We start from the raw sequence: 20,988 nt of genomic DNA, 5'->3' as shown, positions 1-20,988 counted from the left end.
CGCTCAGGGGCCGAGCGCGCCGATTGGGACTACCGCCACTCCGTCGGGCCGCTGGTATCCATACCCCGTGGCCACGATCACCCCGAGCGCTGCCGGCGGCCCACACTTCCCGGTGTCCACCCGCTCCGAGAACCGGAGCAGCGTCGCGGCCGCGTTATCGACCTGGCCCTGTCCGAGCTTCACCTCGAACGCCGCCCAGCGCCCGTCGGCCGCCTCCACGACCGCGTCGACCTCGAGACCGGTGTTGTCCCGGTACTGCAGGACCGTGGCATCGGCCGCCTGGGAGTAGATTCGCAGGTCGCGGACGACGAGCGACTCGAAGAGAAACCCGAGGAGGTTCAGGTCCTGAAGCAGGCGCTCCGGTGTCGCCCGAAGGGCGGCTGCGGCGAGGGAAGGGTCGACGAAGTGCCGCTTCGGCGCGCTTCGCACGCGTGAGCGCGAGCGGAGATGCGGCGCCCAGGCCGGCTGGTCCTCAACGATCATCAGGCGATCGAGTGCCGCGAGATAGTCCATCACGGTGTCCCGGGCTAGCGGGCCGTCCGCTCCACCCGCATCCGCACTGAGCGTGGTGATGCTCACCTCCGTTGCCACATGTCGGGCGAGTGCTCGCAGGAGGCGGCCGACCTTCTCAGGGTCCCGCGCCCGCTCGTCCACCCGCGTCACATCGACGCGTCGGATCTCGTCGAGGTAGTCCCGTGCGGCCTGCATGGACTGTGGCACGGAGCGGGTCAGGTTGCCTGGCCAGCCGCCAACGACCACCAGTTCGGCCAGGTCGGGCACGGTGAGCCCCGTGTCCATGCTCCTCGGTGGCGTCCCGGCGAGGAGGTCGCGCAATGAGACCGCCCCTGTCGCGCGCCCCGTCTCGAAGAGCGACATGGGTCGCATGCGCAGGCGCGTGAGCCGCGCGGCCCCCGTATGCCGGGTGATGTCGTCGGCGGGGACGGCGGAGCCGGTGAGGATGAACTGCCCCGGCCGTCCCCGATCATCCACCGCCCGCCGGATGTGGTTCCAGATGGACGGCGCGATCTGCCACTCGTCGATGAGCCGCGGTGCGGGTCCATCCAGGACCAGGCGAGGGTCGACCTCGATCGCGCGCCGCGCGTTCTCGTCGACGTCGAGGAGGACCTCGCTGGCGGCGAGTTGACGAGCCGTCGCTGTCTTGCCGCAGCCCTTGGGCCCCTCGATGACGACCGCTCCCGTCGACGCGAGGCGCGTGACGAGCTCCTGATCAGCAACCCGCGGTCGGTACGGCATCCGTATACCTGGCGCCTGGTGATCGAGAAAGACCTAGTGACTCCGGACACGACAGACGAGGCCGCAGAACTGACTGGGGATTGTAGTCGATAATTCGCAAGGTGTATAGTCGACAGAGCGCAATGACGGCAATCGACATATTACAACGCCTGTATTCGACAGTATGCAACGATGTGGTGCGAAGTACCTGTTCGTACCCGAGGCAACGAAACCGGCTGCGGAGCCGGTTCGGTCAGTTGCTCGATGCTGAAGCTGCCCTCGGGCGTGACGAGCGGATGGCGCTGCAGCCACCGGAGAGCGACTGAGGGGGCGACCGGAGGAGGGCGGCCGCACGCGACCCAGCATGCCACAATCTTTCCCTGAATCCGGGAAAGGTGAGCCTGCTTCTTTCCCGAATGGCGAGAGACCACGGATCCCGCGCCCTGTCTCCAGCGCGGTCGGCTCGGCCCAGGAGACCTGGGAGGCGCGCCCGGACCGTGCTTACCGTGGACGACTTGCTCCTGAGCGACCTGCCCCCCGGAGCAGTCGAGGCGGCCGGGGCAGTCGGGCGTGGAGGTAGTCAGGTCCGGCGCCAGCAATTCTGCATCAGTTCGCGATGCACCGCGCCCCTGGCCGAGCGTTGGGACGCAGGGGAGATCCAAGACGGAGGCAACGTGCGATCCAGCGCCCGACTACCCGCAAAACCATCAGCAAGGCGGCCACGGCTAGCCAGAGCAGCACCACGGTCCACTCCACCAGCCCATCGATCAGGCGGAGCACAAGGCGCACGAACATCATCCCGAAGATGGTCTGCAACATTGATCGCCAGCCTCCAACCAGAGCCTTCAACCAGAACGCGTGACTCCTCTGCCCTTCTCTCCCCTTCCCTGCCGAGCCCGGCTGAGCCCGGCTGAGCCGAGCCGCCGGGCGCCGTCAGGCCGATCCCCGGAGCGCTGTAGTCACCGCTCATGCTCCGTTCCACCCAGGATCGCCTCCCGGACTCTGTCCCTGATCGCTCGCTTCAACGCAAGCCCAGGGCTGCTGATCGCCTCCACCGCCCGCGCGACCTGGCGGAGCTCGCGCGGCGTGATCTGCGCCATGATCCGGTGGACGGCAGCACCGGCGAGCCTGGCCCGGACGTGCCGCGCGCGCGGCGAGTCGTCGGCACCGTCACGCGTTGCCGCCGGCGATAGCCCCTGAGCCTTGTCCCGCTCCCCTCGCACGGCCTCGCGGACCACGTCCCCGATCACGATTTCCCGCGGTGTGAGGGTCCCCCGCAGCAGCACCCACTCTCTCTCGGAAAGGCGGCCCACCGCTCGCGCCAGGTGAGCCGCAAGCCGGCCGCGTAGCGGAAGCTGCTCGGCCACCGCCCGCAAATGGTCGTGCCGTGCCAGCGCCCTCGCCAGTCCGGCCTTCGCACCCTCCAGCTCGCGGTCGCTGGGCACCGCCCGTTCCGCCGCGATCATCCGCGCCGCGCGGTCGGCGGCGTGCCCGGTCGCCTGACGCGCGGCCAGGTCATCCCGATTCCTACTGAGACCGAGCCGCACGAGCATTCCCGGCTGCTGCTCGGTCGCCCTGAGCGATCCGAATCGTTGGGGACTCTCCCGCAGCTGCCCGATAGCTCTCTCAGCGCCTTCCCGTGTGACCGCCTCGACGAACGACGTGCGCGCTGCCGACGGGTCGCGGTAGATGCCTCGCAGGCTCTGGGCGAAGGCGTCCCGCGCGGCATCGCGGTCCCCCAAGGTGGCGCCGTGCGCGCGTACGCGGGCCTCCGCCCGGTCCAGTGCCGTGCCCGCGGCCGACAGCGCGTGCTCGATCCGGGTGGCGCGCTCGAACTGGCGAATCCGGGTGGCGACATACCGGACGCGCACGGGTACACCCTCGCGATCCGGTGCGCCGATCTCCCCCGCCCCAGCCCGCCCGCGCGCCCGTCGTTCTTCCTGGGCCCGGTTGGGCTCGGACGCCTGATGGCGCTCGCCGTAGCGTACGCCGTACCGCGCCTCGAGCTGGCAGAGCGACAGATCACGGTGCACGCGGGACGCCTTCACCTCCCGCTGGCCGTCGGTGATCACGAGCCCCTGACCCTTCCGCTCCAGCCGCAGCCCTCGCTCGGCGAGCGCGGTCTCCAGTGCGTCCCACGAGGCCGCGGCCCAGAATCGGGGGGCGTCCGCCCGCACCCGCTCCACGAAGATGGGCTCCGCGCTACGACCCCTCTCCCGCCGTTCAGGGTTCGTCAACGGGGCCCGGTCGGGCGGCTCCCTACCCTCTACCTGGTACAGCCGGCCGGCTACCTCCCGGAATCCGAGCGCCTTCTCCTGCTCTCGGAGGGACTGCTCGGTCCGCGCCTTCTCCTGCCACCGATCCCACGCCTTCCCGGTCTCGGGGTGGATGCGATTGACCAGGATGTGTACGTGCTGGTGGGCCCGGTCCCGGTGCGCGACGATCAGCGCCTGATGGCCTCCGAGCCCCAGATCCTCGAGCATCCGGTCGGCTACCTGGCGCATCTGAGAGCGGGTCGGTCGGTCCTTGAGGTCGAAGCTGATGGCCACGTGGTAGACCGGCTGGGCCACCCGTTCGTCCCGCCGTCCCGCCGCCGTATGGTGCATGATCTCGGCGGCCAGCTCCGGACGGTCGGTCGGGATATTCCGCCCCTCGCTCCACGCGACGCGATCGGATCCCCTGCCCGTCCGCCCGGTCGCCAGGTACGAGGCGAGCGCTCGAAAGCTCCGACCACTGCTCGAAACGGCGATCATCGGGACATCACGCAGAGGTCGCTTTCGCCTCAGGCCGGCGGGGTGTTGTTCCCACGCCGGCCTTGCCTCCGCCACCTACGCCGACGACGCGCGCGAGAACCTCCATCAACTCCTCGCGCAGAACGTCGAACTCGGCCTCGGAGGGGAGATCGCCGTTCTCGTTCGCGATGCGGGCAAGCCGGTTCAGGTCGTTCCCGATCCGATTGATCGCAACGACGAGCTCGCGCGTCGCACCATTCGGTCGGGCCCGTGGCACGGTCCCGAGCACCGTCTCGCGGATGTAGCAGTTCGCCCGCACCCCGCACTCGCGGGCGCGCTGCTCGACCGTCGCCCACTCCTCGGGCGAGAACAGCACGTGCTTGCGGCGGGTGCGCTTCTGCCCGGCTGGTAGGGCTGGCCGCATGACTGGTGACCTCCTACTCGTCCATCGATACGTCCTTCTACGCGTTCTCCCGTTCGTCCCTTGAGCGCCGTAGGCGCGAATGGGCAAGCGGTCCGGCCGACCCCGCGGGGTCGGCCGGACCGCTTGCCCATTCGCGCCTACGGCGCTCAAGGGACGAACGGGAGAACGCGTAGAAGGACGTATCGATGGACGAGTAGGAGGTCACCAGTCATGCGGCCAGCCCTACCAGCCGGGCAGAAGCGCACCCGCCGCAAGCACGTGCTGTTCTCGCCCGAGGAGTGGGCGACGGTCGAGCAGCGCGCCCGCGAGTGCGGGGTGCGGGCGAACTGCTACATCCGCGAGACGGTGCTCGGGACCGTGCCACGGGCCCGACCGAATGGTGCGACGCGCGAGCTCGTCGTTGCGATCAATCGGATCGGGAACGACCTGAACCGGCTTGCCCGCATCGCGAACGAGAACGGCGATCTCCCCTCCGAGGCCGAGTTCGACGTTCTGCGCGAGGAGTTGATGGAGGTTCTCGCGCGCGTCGTCGGCGTAGGTGGCGGAGGCAAGGCCGGCGTGGGAACAACACCCCGCCGGCCTGAGGCGAAAGCGACCTCTGCGTGATGTCCCGATGATCGCCGTTTCGAGCAGTGGTCGGAGCTTTCGAGCGCTCGCCTCGTACCTGGCGACCGGGCGGACGGGCAGGGGATCCGATCGCGTCGCGTGGAGCGAGGGGCGGAATATCCCGACCGACCGTCCGGAGCTGGCCGCCGAGATCATGCACCATACGGCGGCGGGACGGCGGGACGAACGGGTGGCCCAGCCGGTCTACCACGTGGCCATCAGCTTCGACCTCAAGGACCGACCGACCCGCTCTCAGATGCGCCAGGTAGCCGACCGGATGCTCGAGGATCTGGGGCTCGGAGGCCATCAGGCGCTGATCGTCGCGCACCGGGACCGGGCCCACCAGCACGTACACATCCTGGTCAATCGCATCCACCCCGAGACCGGGAAGGCGTGGGATCGGTGGCAGGAGAAGGCGCGGACCGAGCAGTCCCTCCGAGAGCAGGAGAAGGCGCTCGGATTCCGGGAGGTAGCCGGCCGGCTGTACCAGGTAGAGGGTAGGGAGCCGCCCGACCGGGCCCCGTTGACGAACCCTGAACGGCGGGAGAGGGGTCGTAGCGCGGAGCCCATCTTCGTGGAGCGGGTGCGGGCGGACGCCCCCCGATTCTGGGCCGCGGCCTCGTGGGACGCACTGGAGACCGCGCTCGCCGAGCGAGGGCTGCGGCTGGAGCGGAAGGGTCAGGGGCTCGTGATCACCGACGGCCAGCGGGAGGTGAAGGCGTCCCGCGTGCACCGTGATCTGTCGCTCTGCCAGCTCGAGGCGCGGTACGGCGTACGCTACGGCGAGCGCCATCAGGCGTCCGAGCCCAACCGGGCCCAGGAAGAACGACGGGCGCGCGGGCGGGCTGGGGCGGGGGAGATCGGCGCACCGGATCGCGAGGGTGTACCCGTGCGCGTCCGGTATGTCGCCACCCGGATTCGCCAGTTCGAGCGCGCCACCCGGATCGAGCACGCGCTGTCGGCCGCGGGCACGGCACTGGACCGGGCGGAGGCCCGCGTACGCGCGCACGGCGCCACCTTGGGGGACCGCGATGCCGCGCGGGACGCCTTCGCCCAGAGCCTGCGAGGCATCTACCGCGACCCGTCGGCAGCGCGCACGTCGTTCGTCGAGGCGGTCACACGGGAAGGCGCTGAGAGAGCTATCGGGCAGCTGCGGGAGAGTCCCCAACGATTCGGATCGCTCAGGGCGACCGAGCAGCAGCCGGGAATGCTCGTGCGGCTCGGTCTCAGTAGGAATCGGGATGACCTGGCCGCGCGTCAGGCGACCGGGCACGCCGCCGACCGCGCGGCGCGGATGATCGCGGCGGAACGGGCGGTGCCCAGCGACCGCGAGCTGGAGGGTGCGAAGGCCGGACTGGCGAGGGCGCTGGCACGGCACGACCATTTGCGGGCGGTGGCCGAGCAGCTTCCGCTACGCGGCCGGCTTGCGGCTCACCTGGCGCGAGCGGTGGGCCGCCTTTCCGAGAGAGAGTGGGTGCTGCTGCGGGGGACCCTCACACCGCGGGAAATCGTGATCGGGGACGTGGTCCGCGAGGCCGTGCGAGGGGAGCGGGACAAGGCTCAGGGGCTATCGCCGGCGGCAACGCGTGACGGTGCCGACGACTCGCCGCGCGCGCGGCACGTCCGGGCCAGGCTCGCCGGTGCTGCCGTCCACCGGATCATGGCGCAGATCACGCCGCGCGAGCTCCGCCAGGTCGCGCGGGCGGTGGAGGCGATCAGCAGCCCTGGGCTTGCGTTGAAGCGAGCGATCAGGGACAGAGTCCGGGAGGCGATCCTGGGTGGAACGGAGCATGAGCGGTGACTACAGCGCTCCGGGGATCGGCCTGACGGCGCCCGGCGGCTCGGCTCAGCCGGGCTCAGCCGGGCTCGGCAGGGAAGGGGAGAGAAGGGCAGAGGAGTCACGCGTTCTGGTTGAAGGCTCTGGTTGGAGGCTGGCGATCAATGTTGCAGACCATCTTCGGGATGATGTTCGTGCGCCTTGTGCTCCGCCTGATCGATGGGCTGGTGGAGTGGACCGTGGTGCTGCTCTGGCTAGCCGTGGCCGCCTTGCTGATGGTTTTGCGGGTAGTCGGGCGCTGGATCGCACGTTGCCTCCGTCTTGGATCTCCCCTGCGTCCCAACGCTCGGCCAGGGGCGCGGTGCATCGCGAACTGATGCAGAATTGCTGGCGCCGGACCTGACTACCTCCACGCCCGACTGCCCCGGCCGCCTCGACTGCTCCGGGGGGCAGGTCGCTCAGGAGCAAGTCGTCCACGGTAAGCACGGTCCGGGCGCGCCTCCCAGGTCTCCTGGGCCGAGCCGACCGCGCTGGAGACAGGGCGCGGGATCCGTGGTCTCTCGCCATTCGGGAAAGAAGCAGGCTCACCTTTCCCGGATTCAGGGAAAGATTGTGGCATGCTGGGTCGCGTGCGGCCGCCCTCCTCCGGTCGCCCCCTCAGTCGCTCTCCGGTGGCTGCAGCGCCATCCGCTCGTCACGCCCGAGGGCAGCTTCAGCATCGAGCAACTGACCGAACCGGCTCCGCAGCCGGTTTCGTTGCCTCGGGTACGAACAGGTACTTCGCACCACATCGTTGCATACTGTCGAATACAGGCGTTGTAATATGTCGATTGCCGTCATTGCGCTCTGTCGACTATACACCTTGCGAATTATCGACTACAATCCCCAGTCAGTTCTGCGGCCTCGTCTGTCGTGTCCGGAGTCACTAGGTCTTTCTCGATCACCAGGCGCCAGGTATACGGATGCCGTACCGACCGCGGGTTGCTGATCAGGAGCTCGTCACGCGCCTCGCGTCGACGGGAGCGGTCGTCATCGAGGGGCCCAAGGGCTGCGGCAAGACAGCGACGGCTCGTCAACTCGCCGCCAGCGAGGTCCTCCTCGACGTCGACGAGAACGCGCGGCGCGCGATCGAGGTCGACCCTCGCCTGGTCCTGGATGGACCCGCACCGCGGCTCATCGACGAGTGGCAGATCGCGCCGTCCATCTGGAACCACATCCGGCGGGCGGTGGATGATCGGGGACGGCCGGGGCAGTTCATCCTCACCGGCTCCGCCGTCCCCGCCGACGACATCACCCGGCATACGGGGGCCGCGCGGCTCACGCGCCTGCGCATGCGACCCATGTCGCTCTTCGAGACGGGGCGCGCGACAGGGGCGGTCTCATTGCGCGACCTCCTCGCCGGGACGCCACCGAGGAGCATGGACACGGGGCTCACCGTGCCCGACCTGGCCGAACTGGTGGTCGTTGGCGGCTGGCCAGGCAACCTGACCCGCTCCGTGCCACAGTCCATGCAGGCCGCACGGGACTACCTCGACGAGATCCGACGCGTCGATGTGACGCGGGTGGACGAGCGGGCGCGGGACCCTGAGAAGGTCGGCCGCCTCCTGCGAGCACTCGCCCGACATGTGGCAACGGAGGTGAGCATCACCACGCTCAGTGCGGATGCGGGTGGAGCGGACGGCCCGCTAGCCCGGGACACCGTGATGGACTATCTCGCGGCACTCGATCGCCTGATGATCGTTGAGGACCAGCCGGCCTGGGCGCCGCATCTCCGCTCGCGCTCACGCGTGCGAAGCGCGCCGAAGCGGCACTTCGTCGACCCTTCCCTCGCCGCAGCCGCCCTTCGGGCGACACCGGAGCGCCTGCTTCAGGACCTGAACCTCCTCGGGTTTCTCTTCGAGTCGCTCGTCGTCCGCGACCTGCGAATCTACTCCCAGGCGGCCGATGCCACGGTCCTGCAGTACCGGGACAACACCGGTCTCGAGGTCGACGCGGTCGTGGAGGCGGCCGACGGGCGCTGGGCGGCGTTCGAGGTGAAGCTCGGACAGGGCCAGGTCGATAACGCGGCCGCGACGCTGCTCCGGTTCTCGGAGCGGGTGGACACCGGGAAGTGTGGGCCGCCGGCAGCGCTCGGGGTGATCGTGGCCACGGGGTATGGATACCAGCGGCCCGACGGAGTGGCGGTAGTCCCAATCGGCGCGCTCGGCCCCTGAGCGGTCACCGGATCGGTCGCGTAGGCTCCGGCCGGGTTGCTTCCTGCAGGGCCCGGTGGAGCCGCTGGAGCAGATCGAGGGCGCGCTGGTCGGCGGCCGGGAGCGCCCGGGCGGAGAGCGCGCCGCCCCCGGCGGCGAGCTGCGCCTGCCGGTATGCAGCGACCGAGGCCGAGAGGCTGGCGAGCGACTGCCCAGCGATGGCAATCGGGGGCGCCGCGCGTCGGGCGACTGCGGCGCGCGTGCGGCGGGTCATCTCCCGGTGTAGCCGCTCGAGGAAAGCAACGTACTCCTCGACATAGCCTGTCGTGTCGTGCTCGGCCCTCGCGACGTCCCACCGCCACGCGAAGACGTCCGGGTCCGTGGTTCTCCGCCTGTGGAAGCCGGGCGCGTCTCCCGGGACACCACCGGTACCACCGGCCGCCGCGGCGCGCGTTCCGGTGCGGGCGCGCCGGCCGCGCTTACGGTCGGCGGGATGAGGTAGGGCAGTGATCGCCTGCCGGAGCCGCTGGCGTATGGCGAGGGTACCGGCGTCGGTGCGGACGATCGCCTGGGCAAGACGGAGGGTGACGCGCGGGGAGCGGTACAGCTCGAACTCGAGCGGCGGGAGGTCCTTGAGGGCGTGCCCGAGCCGGGCGACGATGGAGATGTAGCCGCGGCTCGGCCGACTCCGTGCCGGGATGGATCTCCGGATGTCGGCCTGGGACTCTCCGCGGTCCATGCGCCGGGCCCACTCGACGGCGCGGTCGATCAAGTGCGCCCGCCGTGCCGGTGTCGGTGGCCGCCCGGCCGTCCGGGACTTTCGAGGAGGAGCACCACTCGGAGGAGCACCACTCATGAGCGGACCGCCGGTGGGCGGGCGGCCCGAGCGCACCTTCGAATGCACCTTCGAGTGCATCTTCGAGTGCACCGTTGTCCCGCGCTCCCGATCGGGGTGCGGGTCGTAAGTCTCGCTGCGATAGCCTTCTGGCATTCTCACCCGGGCGGTTGACGTCGTCGTCTTCTGTTTAGCGGCTAAACACCGCGTCTGTCAACTCTGGGGTCGGATAATTACACTTATCCGCACCTTGCGCTCGCGTGGGCGGAGGCGTACCGTACCAGGCATGTCCGGTCATGGCACATCCCACCTGTCCGATCCATCCGTGACGCCTCGCCCGCCCGTCGCATCAGGACTAAGGGCCGTGGAACGGCCGACCGCGGCTCCGGAGATGGTCTCCGCTATCGACGATACCCCGCACCACGAGCGGCCAGCCGATCTCACCCTCGCCGACCTCGCGCTCGCCGAGCGGCTGGATGCCTACGCTCGCCAGGCCGCCGGCGCATACGCCCCGAACACCGTCCGGGCTATCCAGTCCGATCTCCGGGTGTGGCAGCGCTGGTGCGAGGACGAGGGGAGGGCGCCGCCCCTTCCGGCCGCCTCCGCCGACGTCGCACGGTTCGTCGATGCCATGGCGGACGAGCGCTCCCCGGCCACGGTTAGGCGCTACCTGGCGAGCGTCGCCTTCCTCCACCGGGCCGCAGGGCTCGACGATCCGACGCGCGACCAGGTCGTCCGGCTCGCCGTCCGGCGCATGGCACGCGCCCGGGGCACCAGGCAGCGCCAGGCGGCACCTCTCGGCGAGCGGCACGTGCAGCGGATCGTGGGGAGCCTCCCCGGAGAGCGTCTCATCGAGCTCCGCGACCGGGCGCTCCTCCTGGTGGCGAGCGATCTCTTGGCCCGATCTTCGGAGCTCGTCGCGCTGGAGGTGGGGGACATTGAGCGCGCTCCCGACGGGAGCGGGACCGCGATCATCCGCCGGTCCAAGACCGACCAGGAAGGGCGGGGGAGCGTCGCCTACCTGTGCCCGGAGGCCTTCGGGGCACTCGAGGCCTGGTGCCGCCGGGCCGGGATCGCCGACGGCGCCCTCTTCCGGTCGGTGAGCCGGCACGACCGCGTGGGCCGCCGGCTCCACCCGGACATGGTCGCGCGGATCTTCCGGAAGCTCGCTGTCCGGGCGCGACTCGACCCGACTGACGTCAGCGGTCACTCGTGTCGGGTAGGTACGGCGCAGGATCTGGTAGCGCTCGGACTGGACCTGCCGGCGGTGATGCAGGCGGGGCGGTGGAAGACGGCGACGATGCCGGCACGGTACGCCGAGCGGCTGCTGCCGGGGCGGGGGGCAGTGGCGCAGCTCAGGCAGAGGCGATCGGCTCGATAAGGCACCAGAAGCGCCTCCGGCGACGAGCCCGAGGCACGCCGATGAGAGCGGCATGCCCATCTCCCATGGCCGCGGGAGAACCCAATTTCAACCGCCGTTGACAACGGCACCCGAAGTGGCCGAAATATCACCCCTTAGAGTGCCGTTGCGCGCACTTCCGGGCTAATGCTGGCCGAGGGAGCAGTCCCCGTATGAGGTTTTCAAGACCGTGCGGCCGGGCGTCGTGGTCGTCCCCCGGCTTCGACAGTCTGCTAAGCCGCGGCCGAGCAGCCACCTACCTCTGGCGCGTCAGGTGCCGCGCCCGATCGGCACGGTCCAGCGCGAGAAACTCTCGGAACGCCAACGGCAGGGTAGTGGCCAGTCGTTCGGCAGCCCAGTGGCCTGGGCCGTTCCATTCACTCGCGGCCGTACTCTCGAGGGCGAGCAGCACGCCTGTGGGGCTGCGATCGAGTAGCTTCTGAAACTCTGTCGCGATCGTCGGCGCGACGCACTCGCAGCCGGCCATGTGCTCCGTCGCGGCTGCGGCCTCTGCCGCGATCAGTGCCGAGGCGTCACCAGCGACCTCCGCTTGCTGCGCCATAACCATCTCGCGCAGTTCGGCGTCCATACACTCAAGATCTCTGTGGAGTACGAGAAGTCCCTGCGTCAAGACCCGATTGAGTCCACCGCCTGCGTGTGCTAGGGTCGCGTGGCGGGATAGCGTGGGCGGATGCGTCAGCTCGATGCTCCATGCCTCGTGGTCGACGAGCTGCGCCAGAACCATCAGCCGCAAGTCGAGTAGCGCGAGCGCGTGGAGCGCGTACATGCAGCTCGCGAACGCAGCCTCATCGCGGAGCGCGGGCAGCAGGGAACCAACGTGGAGCTTCATCCCGATCTGGTCGGCAACGAGCTCCCGCTCTTGAGCCGCCTTGAGCCGTTCATGGAGCGCTCCCTGGCGTTCGATCGCGTCATGCGGACCATCCTCCACGTGCTCGAGGGCGACGTGCGCGAGCTCGTGGCAGAGAACGAAGCGGAACGCGTACATCGCCATGGCATGCGCGACCTCCGTTTGCCTCGGCGTCATTACGAAGGACGGGAATCGCGGCTCCGCCACCGGAGTCGCCAACCAATCCACCGTCGTGGCTAGCGCCGCGCGCGCGGCTTCCCAGTTCGCCGATGGACGGGCCCCAGCTTCGTGTGTGGGGAGGAAGTAGGTCGCTGCCACGCGTGCATAGTGCTCAAGGAGGGCGAACTGCTGCCGTCCCACCAGGAGAAGCGTCTGGCCGCCGGCACGCACGCAGTAGCTGTTGACTCCGTCCGGCCCCTGCGTGACGCGGAGTTGCGGCGGGCGCAGCCGGGCATCCATCTCTGGCGGGCTGAGCCGGATCCGTTTCAGGATGCCGGCGACGAGTCCATCAAGCGGCAGTTCGCTGAGCGGCGAGTCGTCGCTCATGGACAGGACGTGACCGGCCGCATCCCGCGCACGTCGCTCAAGCGCAGTCGCATCGTCGGCGCAGTCGCCGCTCTGATGTCGACGTACCCACCGCTCGATGTCGTTAGCGTTCCACAGACGCTCGGCCCGGACTGTAGCTCGACCTCGAGTAGCACCGCTTGGCCGCGCGGTGCGAACCAAGTGAGGCCGACGGTGAGCATAAGCAACGCGAGGCTCACTGCCGTCGCAATCCTGGCCACGCCCAGCCATTTCACGGCCGTGCGCGCCAGCGCCAGCTGGACACCGGTGATGCCTCCGGCGTCGCGAAACTGCTCGCGTGTCATCTCGGCAGGCGTGCCGTACGCAGCGGCGAGCGCAGCGAAGGCGCCGACGATGGAGCAGGCGAGGGCCAGGAGCAACAGGGCGCCAACCGTGTGGCCGAACCATTGCGCAAGGCTGTCCGCATCCTCCGGTTTGCGGACGGCCAATACGACGGTGATCAGTCCGATTGTGGCGGCAAGCCCGTTTCGCCAGTTGGTGGCACTCGCCCGGACTGTCTCAAGCTGGCTCGCAACCAGTGCCGCCCAATCGCGGCTGTCTGCGAGGCTAGACGGCGTCGGTTGGCCGACCGGTGGTTGCAGCCGAGCGGGCATGGCTCAAGGCCAGGTCACTCGGACGCGGAAGCGCGATCCACAGCCACGCGTGTCCTTCGGCCGATTCGGGTGGGCGCCATCACAGTCGCAGGTCAGATCGAAGCTCAGGTCTCCGCTGGCGAAATCAATGCCCGCCTCGCGCATCGACCGCACCAGCGCCTCGCGTTGCAGGTCATTCAACCTAATTCCACCGGCGACGGTGACTAGCCACTCACGCGCGGAGAACGGGTCACCGCAGCGGGGACAGTGCCCAGCGAACTCGACCGCTACCGGCTCCCGTTCATTCGGGACGAGCAACGGCGTGATCGTAGTCATCGCTCGCGCGGTATCCCCTGGCCGCACATCAGCAGAGTACGGGACCGGTTGAGTCCGCTTCATCGTGATAACCCTCCTGCGGGTGGAGGTAGCGTCAACCGCGCCGCTAGGGGCTGCGAACTTTGCGCGACGCCAAGCTAGCGCAACTTGCTCAGCGAGGCCAGTACGGCGACACCTCCTGGAACTAGCTCGCGACCACCAGCTACCCGTTAGTGCGCGGAGTCGATTCAGTCCCCATACACCGGGGGTAGGGATTAGCTACGCGGACGGACAGCGCAGCGCGACGGTCTTCTCGCCCACGCGCCGCCGTCCCGTCCCGATTGCCACGGCGGTCGCCAATCAAACTGCTGGCGAATGTCGCGGTCGAAGGTACTGCTCGGCTCAGAAGGCCCGGTTCGCGAGGAGGCAGCTCGTTGTCGATAGCCTCAACAACCAGTCCGCCAGCGGCAAATGGCCACAAGCATGACACAAAGCGGACTTGGCGCGAAGCGCAGGAGTCAAGGTAACTTATTGATACGCCCAGGTTTAGCTCGGGGAGCCGCTGGCAACGTTTAGTAGCTGTCAACCGGTGCAATAGCCATTCTGCCAACCCTCCCTGCGTACTGCCGAACCATCGGACCAATGCTGCATCCGATCATGGCGTTCTTCGTCGCGTTCTTCGTCGCGCGTGGCTTGCGCCGGAGCGCGCTAACCCCTTCGGCGGTCTCGCAGGCCCAACCGAAGGTCCAGATGAGAAACCCGCCGAGGATCGCGCCGACGCTGTCCAATGCGTCGCTGAGCACGTGCAGCCATGCCCCGCGCACGTTGAGGCTCTCGCTACGACCGGCGTTCAGCAGCCAGAGTCCGAGTAGGTTCACGACGAGCCCGCCCGCGGCGATACCCATCATCAGCGCGCCGTGCACGTCCGGCGGCTCGCGGAGCCGCTCCCACGCTTCGACGAAGATGAAGATCGAGATCGCGACGAGCGTCGCCCCGTTCACGAGCGCGGCGAGGATCTCGGTGCGGTAGTAGCCGTATGAGTGCTTCGGCGTGGGAGGCCGCTCGGCGATCCACATCGCGAAGAGGGACAGCGCGAGCGCCCCGGCGTCGGAAAGCATGTGACCCGCGTCCGCAAGCAGTGCCAGCGAGTTGCTGAGAAGGCCGCCGACCACCTCGGCGACCATGTAGGTGGCGACCAGGGTGAGCACGATGGCCAGCCGTCTCCGGCTGCCCGTCCGCTTCGTGCCCCAGATCATCGCGGGGCGCGACATCCACTTCTGGTTCCGTCTCCTCGGCATCGACTCTTTCCCCAGCGGACGGTGGCGCGAGGGGGAGCCGGCCGCCACGGTGCTCGACACCGGCCGCTATGCCGCTGCGCTCGCGGCCGGGCGGCCAGCGCCGATGCCAATGTTCACGGCGTTCGCGCCCGAGGGGGTGCTCGCGGCCGATGGGACCCCCGTTGCGGCGGACAGCGTGATCTTCGCCACCGGATTCCGCCCTGGCGTCGAGTTCCTGCACGGCACCGCGGCCGTGGATGCGGCGGGACGGCCGCGCCAGCGGCTCGGCGTCAGCACGACCGTCCGGGGACTCTACTACGTCGGGCTCTCGGGCCAGCGGAGCCTCACGTCCGCGACGCTGCGCCGGGTCGGCCCCGATGCGGCGGCCGTGGTCCGGGACCTCGAGCGGCACGTCCGGCAGAGCCGCTGACGGTCCATCGGCGCGCCCGCACTGCACCTGGCCGCAGTCCTCGCGCTCGGCACCTCCGCGCCGGCGCGTCGGATGTGCCCGTTAGCGGCAGGCGGCGGGGACCGCGCCCGCACGCGCACGCGGTCGACGCCAGGTCGCCTCGCGCTCGTACGGTTCGCTGACGCGCTCGCATCAGGGCCGCCCTGGTGGTCGACGCCGAAGTCGGACCACCGGTTCCGTGTCGGCCGCGAAGGCCGGTGCGTCCTCCACGATGGCGCACACCTGGGCGCCGTCGCCCTGCGCTGCGAGATCCGAACTCCGTGCGACGAGCGTCGCGAGTTCATCGCGGAACGTCTGCAGCTCGGCAAGGCGCCGGTCCACGTCGGCGAGCTTCGCCGCCAGTGCCGTCTGCACACGGCCGCAGGGGCTCGATCCCTCCTCGGCGAGACGCAGGATGCGGCGCACCTCGTCGAGCGGGAGACCGAGCGCCTGCGCCTTCCGGATGAACCGCACGCGGTCGACGAGCTCCGGCGTGTACAGCCGGTAACCGCTCTCGGATCTGGGCGGCGGCGGGATCAGCCCCTCACGCTCGTAGTAGTGCAGGGTCTGCACGCCGACGCCGAGCGCCTTCGCCACGTCCCCTGCCAGCAGGCCGCGCGCGCGGACAGGTACCGTCGTGTCTGCCATGGTCACTCCCCGTATCCTCGTCCGATCCCATTCGGATGCAGCGACAACCGCACGCGCTCGGTCAGGCGTGCGGCCGCCGCGTCCTGTGCTACCCCCTACTACACCGCAACTACACCGCGAGCAGCGTCCGGACTCGCTCCGGCGTCGGCTTCCCCTCGCAGACGATCTGGCCATTCGCCACGATGGTCGGCTGCGCCCTGATCCCGTAGCGCCGGCCGGGCTCACAGCGCGTCTTCCCCTCGCAGCGGCGCTCTTAGACTACAGTCTATACCCGAGTAGAGCGTCAAGGGCGAGGAGGCGGCCGCGCGCGACCTCGGCCTTCGATCACGCCCGATGGGCGAGCCGGTCGCTCTGGGCGAGCCGGTCCCGTCCGGCGCCCATCGGAACTCGCGCTGCGAGGTCCCCGATCCGGGCTACTGTCGCGCTGGATCCCGCAGCCACGCTCACGCCGCGTGCTGCCGCTGCTCATCGCGGAACAGTGGGACGGCGAGCAGTCCGGCGACGAGTTGGACCGCGCCGAAGGCGAGGAGTGCGCTCGCAAGCCCGGACGCGGCGACCACGGAGCCGAAGATGAGGCTCCCGAGGCCCGAGCCGGTGAAGAGGAGGAACACGTTGAGCCCCATCGCCTGCCCGCCTCGTCCTCCGCCGAGCGCCGTCCCGAGCCTCGTGACGATGCCGGCGAGGAGCGGCTGCGTCATGTCGTAGCCGAGGGAGAGTACGACGATGGCGACCGTCGCGAGCGCGAGCGGGAGGTCAGGAGTGAGAACGAGTGCCGCGGTCGCCGCGAGCCCGATCCCGGCCGGGATGAGCCAGCGGCGGCCCCAACGGTCTGCTGCCCGCCCGATCACGGGCCCGAGAAGAAGGCCGGGCACGCCGTAGCCCAGCAGGGCGAGTCCGATGCCGACCTCGGCGAGACCATAGCGCTGTGAGAGGTACAGGCCCAGCCACGTGAAGACACCCGAGTGGAAGACGCCGTTCAGGAAGACGAAGGCATAGGTGCCCAGCCCACGGCCCGGTGCGAGCAGCAGGCCATACGTCCGACCGAGCTCCCGCAGGGTCGCGGTGAGTGGGCGGGGGGCGCTCGGCGTCCCCGCGGTGGCACGAGGGGGAGCCTGGTGGGCTGCCCCAGCGGCGCCCGCGCCTGCTCGATCACGGCGTCGCAGTAGCCGAAGGAGGACCACGGCCACGGGCACGGTGAGGACCCCCACCATGAGAAACACACCTCGCCATCCGACAGCCGGCTCGAGCAGCGCGCCCAGGGGCGCCCCGACCGCCATGCCGCCAGCCATCGCGCCGAACAGCCACCCCAGTGGCCGTCCGCGTTGCTCGTACGGGTAGAGGTCACCGACGAGGGCGAGCGCGATGGGTACGATGCCGCTGGCACCCAGGCCGGCCGCCACGCGCCAGGCGATGAGCTCGCGGACGGAGCCCGCCGTGGCGGTGAGCGGGACGAACAGCAGGAACGCCGCGAGCGACGCCAGCATGACGCGCGCGCGACCGACGCGGTCGGAGAGGATCCCGTAGACGAGGGTCGCGCACCCGTACGGGATCAAGTAGGCCGGCACCGCCAGGCCCACGCTCGTCGGCGGCGCCGCGAACACCGTCGCCAGGCGCGGGATGAGCGGGGCGACCATGTACGCCTGAAAGAATACGAGGAACGTCACCGCGGCCAGTGTGCGAAGGAGCCGCTCGCGCTCACGTTCACAGTCGCGGGTCGACGCGTCCGCGTCTGCGCTGTTGCGCCGTCGGGTCATAGGCGGCCTGGAGGGTATGGGTCCGCACTCGCCGTTGCCGCATGGCGCCGGTCACGGCGCGCGTCCGCACGCACCGGCCTGGAGTGGGGCTGTTGAATTGGCATCCGCGAAACGTGACCCCTCTACGCGACTAGAGAGTCAAGCACTGCAGGACGGGCAGTTGCAGGACGAGCGCCTCGATTCGCGGCGCTTGACTCTCTAGTCGAGTAGCAGGTGCATCGTTTCCGGTTCCTTCGCGTTCCTTGGTTCCCCGGTGACCTGTGAGACGGACACTGGTGAGCAATCGCGGTGCAGGGCGGTGCCCCGACACCTCCGAGCGTGGACACTCCGCGCGCCGGCCGGACGGTCCTCCTGCGCGAGGGCATGCCGGTCGTCGGCGGGGGGATCCCCCGCCGCGCTCACGCTGCTGGACTTCGTACACGACGTCTGCTCGGCCGTGCACCCGGTCGCGCTCTCCTCGCCCTTCCGCTGCACGGTCCCGCTCGAGGCGTTCGGTCTCGAGTGGGTGCACCCGACGCGCCGTTGGCCCACCCGCTCGACGACGGCACGGCGGCCGTGCTCGAACACTCCCCGGACGAGACTGGCGCTACCTCCGGCGCCGACGCCCGTGCGTGGCGCCGCCTGATCGCCCCGTTCGCCGAGCGGTGGCTGCCGCTCGCCGCGGACGTGCTCTCGCCGCTCCGGCTCCCCCGCGACCCGCTGCTGATGGCCCGGTTCGGGCTGCGCCTGGTCTGGCGCGGGTCTCCTGCGGGTCCCCGTGCGTGTCCGGTGCCGACCCCTGCAGGACCGTGATCGGTGCAGGTCCGCCCTTGACCCTCTACTCGACCAGAGGGCGTATGTTGAATGGTTCGCCGGTTCAGGTTCCCGACCCGAGGAGTGCGTTGCATGCCTACCGCCCCGCTCGCCCCGCTCGCCCGCACCGTCGCGCTCTCGAGCGCGCTCGCCGCCGTGTTCGCGGCCGCGCTCGCCGCCGTGTTCGCGGCCGCGCCGGACTACGCTGTCGCCCCCCAACCCGTGGGCGTCGTCGGCGCTCGCACGGCCGCGAGCGCAGTGCCGAGCGCAGTGCCGAGCGCAGTGCCGGGGGTGGATACGAGCCGCGTCGTGCTACGCGTGCAGGGGATGTACTGCACGAGTTGCGAGCGCACGGTCACCGCGATGCTTACGCGCACCGCTGGCGTCGTCCGCGCGCAGGTGAGTGTCAAGCGCGGCGAGGCTATCGTCCTGTACGATCCGATGCGGACCTCGGTGCCGAAGCTCGTCGCCGTCCTCGAGCGGCTCGGCTACCGCGCCATGGTTGCCCCGGCGGGCAAGCCGGCGGGCAAGCCGGCGTAGCGGACGCGAGATGGGCGGCCGGCATGGCGGCGGCCGCCCGTCGCGCACGACCACCGTCGCGCACGACCCCTTGTCGTCAGGCGAGGACCGTCGCCAGACGCACGAAGTAGACGGCCAGGCCGAGCAGCGCGACCCCGCTCACCACCTCGGCGGGACGCCGTGCGCGCTCGACGCGCCGGAGCCACGCGCCGAGTCGGCCGGCGAAGAGCCCGAGGGCCAGGAACGGGAGCCCGCGCCCCAGGCTGTACGCGAAGGACAGCCCCGCGCCGTAGGCGGGCCGTCCTATCGCCGCCGCGACCGTCAGGAGGAGCAGCAGCGGGCCGGCTGACGTCGTCACCGTCGCCACGCTGTAGAGCACCCCGTAGACGAAAGCGCCCGTGATCCCGCCGCGCTTCCGGATCTCGGGATCGGGTAGCCGGCGCCGGAGCGCCGGCGCGAGGAGCGTGGCGGCGCCGGCCGCGGCCGTGAGCACCGCGGCGCCCACGGCGAACGCCGGGCCCCACTGCGTCAGCAGCCGGCCCACCATCGCGGCGCCGATCCCGAGTGCGGTGATGCTCAGCACCAGCCCGAGGAAGAACGCCAACGAGAGGGCGCGGCCGCCCGACCAGCGTCCCGCCGGACCGCCCGCATGCGCGTGGGTGCCGACGTACCCCACGATCCCGATGCCCGCGGGCAGCGTGCAGGGGCAGGTGCTGGTCGAGAAGAGGCCCCCGGCGACCGCCACGAGGAGGGCGACGACCGGGTACTGGGCGACGGAGCCTGAGAGGCGCTCGATGAAGTCGGCGGGATTCACGTGGTAGGTAGTGGTGGGTACTGGTGGGGCGGACTCGCGGGGTCGCGGTGGGTGGATCGTGACGCGGGGGCGACAGGGCGCCGGTGGGCCGTCCGCCGGATTGGCCGACGGCCCGGACGGACGTCGCCTGTCAGGCCGCCATCTGGCGGCAGCTCTCGGCGCACCGGCGGCACGCCTCGGCGCACCGGCGCATGATGTCGTCGATGGCGCAGCCCTCCGCGTACGCCTTCTCGCAGGCCGCGGCGCACGCCTCGCAGATGTCCGCGCACACCCGACACTGCGCCGCGTGGTGCGGCGAGCCGCGGCTCATCAGGGTGGCCGACGTCGCGCACACGTCGGCGCACTCGAGGCAGAGCTTCGCGCAGTCTCGCATCGTCTGGTCGCCGCCCCCGCTGATACACTCGGCCGCGCACTGCTGGCAGAGCTGCAGGCACTCCTGGCAGCGCCGAATACACTTTTCCATCATCTGCTGCTGATCGGTCGTCGGTTGCGTCTGCGTTCCCATATCGCACCTCCTCACGAGCATGATGGCGGCGCCGCATGGTCCCGACACGGACGCCATCACCGCCCGGCGCCCGGGGTGCCTCATGCGTCCGTGAGACGCGCGGCGCCCCGCGGGACGGCCCCTTCCTCTCACCGGAAGCCCATCGCCTCGAGCTCGTCGCGCAACCGGTCCTCGGTGACGCGTGCCGGCTCGTAGGCGACGAGTACCTCCTTCCGCACGGCATCGGCATCGACCGTGCGGACGCCTTCGACCTTCCCCAGCTTGAGGCGGATACGCCGCGCGCAGGCGTCGCAGTGCATGCGTCGCGCGGGGATCACGGTCTGCACGACGCCCCGGTCCGCGGCGGCTGCCGCATCCTCCGTCTCCGCCGCTCCCAGGTCCAGCCGCAGCAGCGACAGGGTGGAGAGGAGCACCGCGGCGACGGACGCCGTGATGATCCCGATGGCAACCCACATGGTGACCAGCCCCGCCGCTGCCAGCCCGATCCCGAGCGCGTTGAAGGCCACCGCGATGGCGATGTTCTGCTGCATCTTCCGGTGCGAGGCGCGGCCCAGCAGGATCGCGCCCACCACCTTGTCCAGCTTGTCGCTGACGAGCACCACGCCGGCCGACTCCATCGCCACGTCGGTGCCCGCGCCGAGCGCGATGCCGACGTTGGACTGGACGAGTGCGGGCGCGTCGTTGATGCCGTCG

Annotated in this window: 19 protein-coding genes; 7 read left to right on the top strand and 12 right to left on the bottom strand. The window is 70.1% G+C overall.

Going from position 1 to position 20,988, the window contains the following annotated elements:
• Positions 1 to 3: 3 nt before the first annotated feature.
• The 3 genes from VGD85_RS10110 to VGD85_RS10100 all read right to left on the bottom strand — a co-directional run bounded on the left by VGD85_RS10110 (position 4) and on the right by VGD85_RS10100 (position 4,389).
• Entirely contained in the window at positions 4 to 1,254 is a 1,251-nt protein-coding gene (locus VGD85_RS10110) for an ATP-binding protein (RefSeq protein WP_331063320.1), read from the bottom strand.
• 938 nt (positions 1,255 to 2,192) lie between these two features.
• Positions 2,193 to 3,986, bottom strand: coding sequence for a relaxase/mobilization nuclease domain-containing protein (locus VGD85_RS10105; protein ID WP_331063321.1), 1,794 nt, complete (start codon positions 3,984 to 3,986; stop codon positions 2,193 to 2,195).
• A 7-nt stretch (positions 3,987 to 3,993) separates the two neighbouring features.
• Entirely contained in the window at positions 3,994 to 4,389 is a 396-nt protein-coding gene (locus VGD85_RS10100) for a plasmid mobilization protein (RefSeq protein WP_414690792.1), read from the bottom strand.
• 210 nt (positions 4,390 to 4,599) lie between these two features.
• Here VGD85_RS10100 and VGD85_RS10095 point away from each other — a divergent pair, with 210 nt between their 5' ends.
• From VGD85_RS10095 to VGD85_RS10085, 3 genes are all read left to right on the top strand, one after another.
• A complete protein-coding gene (locus tag VGD85_RS10095) occupies positions 4,600 to 4,995 on the top strand; it encodes a plasmid mobilization protein (protein WP_414690792.1) in 396 nt (131 codons plus the stop codon).
• A 7-nt stretch (positions 4,996 to 5,002) separates the two neighbouring features.
• Complete coding sequence (locus tag VGD85_RS10090; RefSeq protein WP_331063321.1) at positions 5,003 to 6,796, top strand: relaxase/mobilization nuclease domain-containing protein; 1,794 nt, start codon at positions 5,003 to 5,005, stop codon at positions 6,794 to 6,796.
• A 938-nt stretch (positions 6,797 to 7,734) separates the two neighbouring features.
• Positions 7,735 to 8,985 (top strand): ATP-binding protein, encoded by a 1,251-nt coding sequence (locus VGD85_RS10085; RefSeq protein WP_331063320.1) that lies wholly within the window; start codon positions 7,735 to 7,737, stop codon positions 8,983 to 8,985.
• A 4-nt stretch (positions 8,986 to 8,989) separates the two neighbouring features.
• Here the strand turns inward: VGD85_RS10085 and VGD85_RS10080 are convergent, their stop codons facing one another.
• On the bottom strand, positions 8,990 to 9,703 hold the full coding sequence (locus VGD85_RS10080; protein WP_331063319.1) for a hypothetical protein: 714 nt from the start codon (positions 9,701 to 9,703) through the stop codon (positions 8,990 to 8,992).
• Between the two features lie 460 nt (positions 9,704 to 10,163).
• Here VGD85_RS10080 and VGD85_RS10075 point away from each other — a divergent pair, with 460 nt between their 5' ends.
• Positions 10,164 to 11,180, top strand: coding sequence for a tyrosine-type recombinase/integrase (locus VGD85_RS10075; protein ID WP_331063318.1), 1,017 nt, complete (start codon positions 10,164 to 10,166; stop codon positions 11,178 to 11,180).
• Positions 11,181 to 11,454: 274 nt separating this feature from the next.
• Here the strand turns inward: VGD85_RS10075 and VGD85_RS10070 are convergent, their stop codons facing one another.
• From VGD85_RS10070 to VGD85_RS10060, 3 genes are all read right to left on the bottom strand, one after another.
• Positions 11,455 to 12,612: a hypothetical protein gene (locus tag VGD85_RS10070; RefSeq protein ID WP_331063317.1), complete on the bottom strand. Its 1,158-nt coding sequence runs from the start codon at positions 12,610 to 12,612 to the stop codon at positions 11,455 to 11,457.
• The gene (locus tag VGD85_RS10065) at positions 12,609 to 13,244 is read right to left on the bottom strand and encodes a hypothetical protein (RefSeq protein ID WP_331063316.1); all 636 of its coding nucleotides are present in this window, start codon (positions 13,242 to 13,244) and stop codon (positions 12,609 to 12,611) included. The genes VGD85_RS10070 and VGD85_RS10065 overlap by 4 nt, the downstream gene beginning before the upstream one ends.
• An 866-nt stretch (positions 13,245 to 14,110) precedes the next feature.
• Positions 14,111 to 14,746, bottom strand: a complete 636-nt coding sequence (locus VGD85_RS10060; protein WP_331063315.1) for a cation diffusion facilitator family transporter — start codon at positions 14,744 to 14,746, stop codon at positions 14,111 to 14,113.
• A gap of 1 nt (position 14,747) precedes the next feature.
• Here VGD85_RS10060 and VGD85_RS10055 point away from each other — a divergent pair, with 1 nt between their 5' ends.
• Positions 14,748 to 15,245, top strand: coding sequence for a hypothetical protein (locus tag VGD85_RS10055; protein WP_331063314.1), 498 nt, complete (start codon positions 14,748 to 14,750; stop codon positions 15,243 to 15,245).
• A 171-nt stretch (positions 15,246 to 15,416) separates the two neighbouring features.
• On the opposite strand, the gene VGD85_RS10050 is transcribed toward VGD85_RS10055, so the two are convergent.
• Entirely contained in the window at positions 15,417 to 15,911 is a 495-nt protein-coding gene (locus VGD85_RS10050) for a heavy metal-responsive transcriptional regulator (RefSeq protein WP_331063323.1), read from the bottom strand.
• A gap of 443 nt (positions 15,912 to 16,354) precedes the next feature.
• Positions 16,355 to 17,575 carry an MFS transporter gene (locus VGD85_RS10045; protein ID WP_331063313.1) on the bottom strand — a complete coding sequence of 407 codons (1,221 nt, stop codon included), beginning with the start codon at positions 17,573 to 17,575 and terminating at the stop codon, positions 16,355 to 16,357.
• Positions 17,576 to 18,166: 591 nt separating this feature from the next.
• Here VGD85_RS10045 and VGD85_RS10040 point away from each other — a divergent pair.
• On the top strand, positions 18,167 to 18,457 hold the full coding sequence (locus tag VGD85_RS10040) for a hypothetical protein (RefSeq protein WP_331063312.1): 291 nt from the start codon (positions 18,167 to 18,169) through the stop codon (positions 18,455 to 18,457).
• Positions 18,458 to 18,550: 93 nt separating this feature from the next.
• Positions 18,551 to 18,997 carry a heavy metal-associated domain-containing protein gene (locus VGD85_RS10035; protein ID WP_331063311.1) on the top strand — a complete coding sequence of 149 codons (447 nt, stop codon included), beginning with the start codon at positions 18,551 to 18,553 and terminating at the stop codon, positions 18,995 to 18,997.
• A 76-nt stretch (positions 18,998 to 19,073) separates the two neighbouring features.
• On the opposite strand, the gene VGD85_RS10030 is transcribed toward VGD85_RS10035, so the two are convergent.
• The 3 genes from VGD85_RS10030 to VGD85_RS10020 all read right to left on the bottom strand — a co-directional run.
• Positions 19,074 to 19,790, bottom strand: coding sequence for a cytochrome c biogenesis CcdA family protein (locus VGD85_RS10030; protein ID WP_331063310.1), 717 nt, complete (start codon positions 19,788 to 19,790; stop codon positions 19,074 to 19,076).
• Between the two features lie 130 nt (positions 19,791 to 19,920).
• Positions 19,921 to 20,295 (bottom strand): four-helix bundle copper-binding protein, encoded by a 375-nt coding sequence (locus VGD85_RS10025; RefSeq protein WP_331063309.1) that lies wholly within the window; start codon positions 20,293 to 20,295, stop codon positions 19,921 to 19,923.
• Between the two features lie 128 nt (positions 20,296 to 20,423).
• A partial coding sequence (locus VGD85_RS10020; protein WP_331063308.1) for a heavy-metal-associated domain-containing protein occupies positions 20,424 to 20,988 on the bottom strand: 565 nt, incomplete at its 5' end.

The organism is Nocardioides sp., assembly GCF_036401255.1.
In the GTDB taxonomy this organism is placed as follows: Bacteria; Actinomycetota; Actinomycetes; order Propionibacteriales; family Nocardioidaceae; genus Nocardioides.
Note: the sequence above shows the minus strand (reverse complement) of the source record. Positions and strands in the feature narration are given on the sequence as shown.